This is a genomic window from Gelidibacter sp. F63206, from assembly GCF_023015735.1.
Genome location: NZ_JALKAU010000091.1, coordinates 1 through 5,921, shown reverse-complemented (window position 1 = coordinate 5,921; position 5,921 = coordinate 1). Strand labels below are relative to the sequence as shown.

Genomic DNA, 5,921 nt, shown 5'->3' with positions numbered 1-5,921 from the left:
CAACGTTTATGTGTACGAGCTGTTGCGGATTTATTAATCCAATCTTTTAAGTCTATCCAAAGTTTCAGAATTCGCAAGAATTTTGTGAACTGGATGGGTTTGAGCAATGGCTTGTACACAGTGTTGGCAAATCGGTTTTATTCTTTTTTCGTTCGAGTATTTTTTCCGACATATTATTGTTAAAAAGTTCAATTTAGTCAATTCCGATTAATTACTGTTATGGTTTTCCGCATTCAACTTTTATTAATGTTTTTCGATCAGATTGGCTCGTGAAACATAAACTTTCGATTTCGCACTTTAAAACCAAAAAAAAAAATTCGATTTGGTTCGGAAGGTTTTTATCCGTCAGATTGGATTTCGCCGTACTCTTTGTCGGTTCTGATTTTCAGCCTGACTTTTGGCAATCACAGAATTTCAGTTTTTTAGCGACTTAACATTGGATTTCAAGGAATTTAAGTTTTTCCGCAATACTGATAAATTCAGCGTTGTGTTTTTCAATTACGTTTTCTGTTTTCAATCTTAAAAACCAATTTTTTTTTTCGAATTAGTTCCGCTTTTTTTTAGGTTCTGCTCAACTGTTTGCCAACGTTTAGTATAACCGCAGTTACGCATAAATATACGAGGTTTTTCGATTAAGTACTGACCTTAGCAAATACGCGTGGATTCGGGCGAAGTTGAATCCGCCGTAATTGCGGTTATACATTGTTGTGTGTAGTCTTTTTCTCCCATTCTAACTTTTCTTCAATACTTAACAGCTTATACATTTGAAATGCAAATTCGGAGAACCTTTTAATTAGTTTTTCGAATTTTTTATAGTCTAATTCGATTAATATTTTATCATCGGATATGTTTTTAGAATTAAACAGGAAATTGAATATGTCGAAATGATGGTCGGATTTCTTGATTTTGATTATTTTAATCGTTGACTCATTATGAGTTATTGCGTGTCTTACTTCCGATAAGATTGTCCATAGTTCTTTAAATTTAATATCAAGATTGTTACTTGCAGTAAACTTTTTAAATGTTTCTCCTCCGACTTTTTTAAACACCTTGAACAAAGTGTCTCCTCCAGGCATTTTTCCTCTTGTAATTATTGACTTTTGATTTTTGGGGAGTAAAGAAATCACATACTTCCTGATTTCATCATCTCGTTCGAGCTTTTCAAAAAGGCAATCCTTTAAAAACCTCTCAAATGATTCAAATGATTGAGCGTAAAGAAGACATAGTTGACTCGACGATATTTTTTCAATTTCTTCTTCGTAGTTGTCTTTCGTCGTTTCGTTATAAATTCCTGTATGAAAATTCAATTCCCAACCATTATCAGTTGGACCAGTCCAGTCACTGATAACAAGAGCAGAGGCAAAATGGATGTTAGCCTTATCTGAATTATATAAGTAAATTTCCTTTTCAAGTATTTTATTTATTCGTCCACTTATATGACGATAATAAAGAAGCTTTTCAAAAAATTGGTCGAGATGTTTTCTATATGAATTCGTCATTTTTTTAGATTACACACAACGTTTTTGTATATGGTTTGTTGCGTGTTTTAAGCAACTAATTTAGTAAATAATTACCGACCAAGAAAGTCCGCGAGGACTTTCGTAAGTAGGCGAAAAGCCAGCAATAAATTATATACGGTGTTGTGCAACGTATTTATATTTTCCGTTTCAATTTCTTAAAACAGTATTTATAGTCAAATATTTTGTCCAAATCGCAAATCAGTTCTTTGGCTTTCTTTTTCTCAAAAACAGGCACAAAACAACTCATAATTCCGAAATTTTTTGTTTTAAAAAACAATTCTAAATATAATTCCGTTTCAGTTGGTTTGAATATTTGGTCAGAACTTAAATCAGAGTATTCATTTTCAATTTCCACATACAATTTATCCAATAAATTATGCTTTTTTAATATTCTGATAATTTGTTCGTTTTTCTTTTCGTTCGTTGCAATATCAATACAAGAATTCAATTCGGGATTCTCTATAATTACGTCTTTGGTAATTCCGATATAAAAGTCAGAATTTGGCAAAATCAGAGTTGTATTTAAAGATGCCGACGAGCTTTCTAATTCCGTCAGAATTTTTTTATAATCCAACGTCTTTTGTGAAAAGGACTGGTTAAAAGTCAGAAATAATATTGTGTAAATTAAAATTCTCATTCGGTTCTCATATGTTGCACAACGTTTATGTATATGAGCTGTGGCGTGTTTTAGCACGAACCGCTCCAAATAAAAACTGGCTTTGGAAAATCCGCAGGATTTTCCAAGTGAGGACATACCAAGCCATAGCTTATATACTGTGTTGCCATTAGTTTTTTATCGAGCTTTCAATTCGTTTTCCAATTTTTTCCATTCTGCTGTAATATTTTTTTCAGCTATTGGGCTTTCCGAAACGTTTAGTCCCACAGAGTTACTCGCATTTATGTATAACAAAAGGGTAGCTTTCTTTGGTGTATGAATAAATAATGTTCGATTAAAATCAGAGTTGTCATTCATAATTACACCATTTTCTGTTTCTATAAGTTCATCCTCATTCCACGTCACATATTGTAATCCAGTGAAAATTGAACGTTTTCCAAAGTCTAAAGTCATCTCTTTACTTTTAAATTCTAATTTGACTTTTACAGAGTATGAAGCATTATCAATTTTTTCTCCAGTTTTGTTTAATATTGATGTTTGAAATCTTAAAATGTAAGCGTCAAAGGTTATATCTCTACTGGTATCGTATTTGTCTTTTCCGTGATTCCACATTTGACTACTTTTCGTTTCATATTCTTTAGCATTTTGTATAGTAGTAGTCAAATTTGACAGTTCAAATTGATTAGATTCAATTTGACAAGAATTAAATAACAAAAACAATCCAAATATTGTAAAAATTCTATTCATTTAATTTTTTTTTAAATTAATGGCAACGTTGTTGTGTATGGTTAGTTGCGTGTTTCAGCAACTAATTTAGTAAACAAAAACGAACGCGAGAAAATTCCGAAGGAATTTTCCAAGTAGGCAATTGCCCAAGCAATTAATTATACACGGTGTTAGCCCACGTTATTCTTGGTTTATATATAAGTCTTCAATTTCGTCAAACAAAAATAATTTATTCAATTCGTTTTCGATTTGTTCATAGTTTCTATCAAAAATCAATTGTATTAATTTCTTCGGAAGCTCTTTATTTTCCGATTCAGTTCCGTACAATTTTACCGTTCGAGTTGGAATTTCCCCGCTTGCATTTTCTTTATGATTTCCTAATCCGATTGAAAATTGAAAAGTGTCATCTGTATTCGGTGCCATTGAAATCGATAAATATTTTCCGTTTTTTTCATCCAATACTTCGAGGTCAGGAAAATTAAATGTCATATCTCGATATTCTTTCCAATATTCATCACTCCAATTGATTTGATTAAAATCTGTCAAATGTTTTTTGTAATCTGTTTTTCCAAGCAATTTATAAGAGTCCGTTTCATAATCCGTTTTATGAATTCGAGAGATGAAATCCATTTTCATTTCGTTTGTATTTTCATTTTTATCCGTTTTATTTTTACAAGCAAAGAATAAAATAGGTAGTAAAATCAAGATTTTAGTTAAATTTCTCATTGTTGTTTTTAATGTGGGCTAACGTTTCGTGTATGAAACGTAGCGTTTAAAAATACGATTATTTTCGGATTGGCACTTAGCCAAATCTTTGATTTGGGACCACATTTTCAATATTACAGCCAAATCAAAGATTTGGCGGACTTGGCAAACACGTACAAACCTTTCGGAAAGCACTGATTAGCTATGTTTTATACACATTGTTGTGCATAGTATTTTTTTAATCAAATCCAATTTCCGAGTAATACCATCTTCCGTCCAATTGTTTAATTCTATATGATGCTCCAATAATTGTATCATTTCCAAAATTCCGAGGGCTTTTATTGAAATCATAAATTATTCGTTTTTCCGTTTTAAATATACTTCCAGACCTATTCACAAAAATTATTAGACTATCGTTTTCCTCAACAAATCCAGAGTAACTTGGGTTTTTCTGTCCAATGTTTTTTATAATTAAATCAATGTCCAAATCACGAATTTCTTCAATGATAAATTCATCCATTGAGTCTCTGTCAAAAATTCCGTTGTCATAATCGTCAATTTTTGAAGTCAAATCGGTTAGTTCCGCTTTATAATCCAAAACTCTCTTTTCGTCGAATGGATTACACGACATAAAAGCAATTCCTAAAATGACAAGAATGAGTTTTTTCATATTATGCACAACGTCACGTGTATGAAACGTAGCGTTTAAAAATACAATTATTTTCGGATTGGCACTTAGCCAAATCTTTGATTTGGAACCTCATTTTCAATATTACAGCAAAATCAAAGATTTGGCGGACTTGGCAAACACGCACTGACCTTTCGGAAAGCACTAATTAGCTATGTTTTATACACATTGTTGTACGCAGTTTTTTAGCTGCCTGCAAATGGTGTTCCAAAAATTCCAACTGAAAGTTCGGCCCAAATTACAAAAAGAGCAACGAATAATACTATGCCTAAAATAATTCTATATTTTAGTGTTTTAATTTTTCTTAAAATAAATTCAAGTGCCAATCCTGTCCCAACTAACAAGATACCAGCAACGATAAAGTCAAAAACAGACCAATTCACATCGGTAGTAAAGTTCATCGCTACAAGCGGGATAATTAGTATTGCTATTGCAATAGCCAAAATAGTTACAAGTCTTTTGTTGTGATTAATGATTTCCATAGTGTTTGTATTTGATAAATGATTAAAATTTCCAATTATTGATGGACGAAATAATAAAATAACTTCTTTTATGAACAGTCGATTTGCTTTGGCATATCCATAATTTATATAATAATTATTGTATTGCTCCATTAAATCTCCTTCAATTTCTTCCCGAAAATCTGGACGACAAAACCAATAAAAAAATCGCATTGCTATTTGCGAGGGCTTTTTTGCTTTCTTTTTCATTTAATATAGATTGAATGAAAGTCTAGGCATCGCTTCCCAAAGTGAATTCCTTTGTTCTCTTGTTTGGTCAATTATTTCTTGACCTAGAGCAGTGATTTCATAAAGTCGTTTTCGTTTTCCGCCTCTTTCGCTTGTAGTGCCACCAAATTCTGATTTTAACAAACCTTTTTGCTCCAATCTCTTTAAGACTGTTTGAATAGCACCTAAACTTACCTCTCGGTTTAAACGGTTTTCTATTTCATTGATGACGCCAACGCTATAAGCATCGCCATTGAGTATAGCTACAATCATCACTACAATTTCCTCAAATTCTCCCAATGTTGTTTGGCTCATTATTTCATATTTACCACAAATGTAGTTTAAATAGTTTAATAAACTACATTGTAGGTAAAATATTTTAAAAAAAATTAAGTCAATCTAATTTAGGACGAGAGGTTTGTTACATTGCGTACAACGGTTTGTGTAAGGATAGTTGCGTGTGCAAGCAACTAACTTACTAAAAAGGAACGAACCAGAGGAAAATCCGAAGGATTTTCCGAGTAGGTAAGAACCAAGCAATTATTTTTACACGGTGTTGTGTACAGGCTTTTCATTATCCGTCCGAGTGATTTTCTACGAGAATGTTCCATCTTGATTGGTTTAATTTTTTATCCGCAACGATTCCGCTCGAGTAAAGTCTGCTGTGAATGTTCCGTTCAGATTGGTTTTATTATTTATTCGCAACGATTCCGATCTGATTGGTTTGTTTTTTTATCCGCAACGATTCCGTCCGAGTAAAGTCCGTTGGGAATGTTTCGATCTAATTGGTTTTATTTTTATCTGTTATGATTCCGTTCGAGTAGATTCCGTTGGGAAAGTAGCTCGGCAAACCAGTTTTATTTTTGCCTTAAAAAACCAAAAAAATTTTTTGAAAAACCTGGTGGTGATTTCTGCGATATTCAGCTTGTACACAACGT

At 32.3% G+C, this 5,921-nt stretch carries 7 protein-coding genes; all 7 read right to left on the bottom strand.

The window, feature by feature from the left end:
- Positions 1 to 695 precede the first annotated feature (695 nt).
- The 7 genes from MWU32_RS05370 to MWU32_RS05340 all read right to left on the bottom strand — a co-directional run bounded on the left by MWU32_RS05370 (position 696) and on the right by MWU32_RS05340 (position 5,298).
- Complete coding sequence (locus MWU32_RS05370) at positions 696 to 1,499, bottom strand: hypothetical protein (RefSeq protein ID WP_246938327.1); 804 nt, start codon at positions 1,497 to 1,499, stop codon at positions 696 to 698.
- A 154-nt stretch (positions 1,500 to 1,653) separates the two neighbouring features.
- Positions 1,654 to 2,157: a hypothetical protein gene (locus MWU32_RS05365; protein WP_246938326.1), complete on the bottom strand. Its 504-nt coding sequence runs from the start codon at positions 2,155 to 2,157 to the stop codon at positions 1,654 to 1,656.
- A 156-nt stretch (positions 2,158 to 2,313) separates the two neighbouring features.
- Positions 2,314 to 2,883 (bottom strand): hypothetical protein, encoded by a 570-nt coding sequence (locus MWU32_RS05360; RefSeq protein WP_246938325.1) that lies wholly within the window; start codon positions 2,881 to 2,883, stop codon positions 2,314 to 2,316.
- A 159-nt stretch (positions 2,884 to 3,042) separates the two neighbouring features.
- The gene (locus MWU32_RS05355) at positions 3,043 to 3,588 is read right to left on the bottom strand and encodes a hypothetical protein (RefSeq protein WP_246938324.1); all 546 of its coding nucleotides are present in this window, start codon (positions 3,586 to 3,588) and stop codon (positions 3,043 to 3,045) included.
- A gap of 217 nt (positions 3,589 to 3,805) precedes the next feature.
- Complete coding sequence (locus tag MWU32_RS05350) at positions 3,806 to 4,237, bottom strand: hypothetical protein (RefSeq protein ID WP_246938323.1); 432 nt, start codon at positions 4,235 to 4,237, stop codon at positions 3,806 to 3,808.
- 203 nt (positions 4,238 to 4,440) lie between these two features.
- A complete protein-coding gene (locus MWU32_RS05345) occupies positions 4,441 to 4,965 on the bottom strand; it encodes a permease prefix domain 2-containing transporter (RefSeq protein ID WP_246938322.1) in 525 nt (174 codons plus the stop codon).
- On the bottom strand, positions 4,966 to 5,298 hold the full coding sequence (locus tag MWU32_RS05340) for a PadR family transcriptional regulator (protein ID WP_246938321.1): 333 nt from the start codon (positions 5,296 to 5,298) through the stop codon (positions 4,966 to 4,968).
- Positions 5,299 to 5,921 lie beyond the last annotated feature (623 nt).

Bases quoted from the DNA above. Each gene is read 5' to 3' on its own strand.
- MWU32_RS05360 (WP_246938325.1), bottom strand. From the start codon at position 2,883: ATGAATAGAATTTTTACAATATTTGGATTGTTTTTGTTATTTAATTCT.
- MWU32_RS05345 (WP_246938322.1), bottom strand. From the start codon at position 4,965: ATGAAAAAGAAAGCAAAAAAGCCCTCGCAAATAGCAATGCGATTTTTT.
- MWU32_RS05340 (WP_246938321.1), bottom strand. From the start codon at position 5,298: ATGAGCCAAACAACATTGGGAGAATTTGAGGAAATTGTAGTGATGATT.
- MWU32_RS05370 (WP_246938327.1), bottom strand. From the start codon at position 1,499: ATGACGAATTCATATAGAAAACATCTCGACCAATTTTTTGAAAAGCTT.
- MWU32_RS05365 (WP_246938326.1), bottom strand. From the start codon at position 2,157: ATGAGAATTTTAATTTACACAATATTATTTCTGACTTTTAACCAGTCC.
- MWU32_RS05350 (WP_246938323.1), bottom strand. From the start codon at position 4,237: ATGAAAAAACTCATTCTTGTCATTTTAGGAATTGCTTTTATGTCGTGT.
- MWU32_RS05355 (WP_246938324.1), bottom strand. From the start codon at position 3,588: ATGAGAAATTTAACTAAAATCTTGATTTTACTACCTATTTTATTCTTT.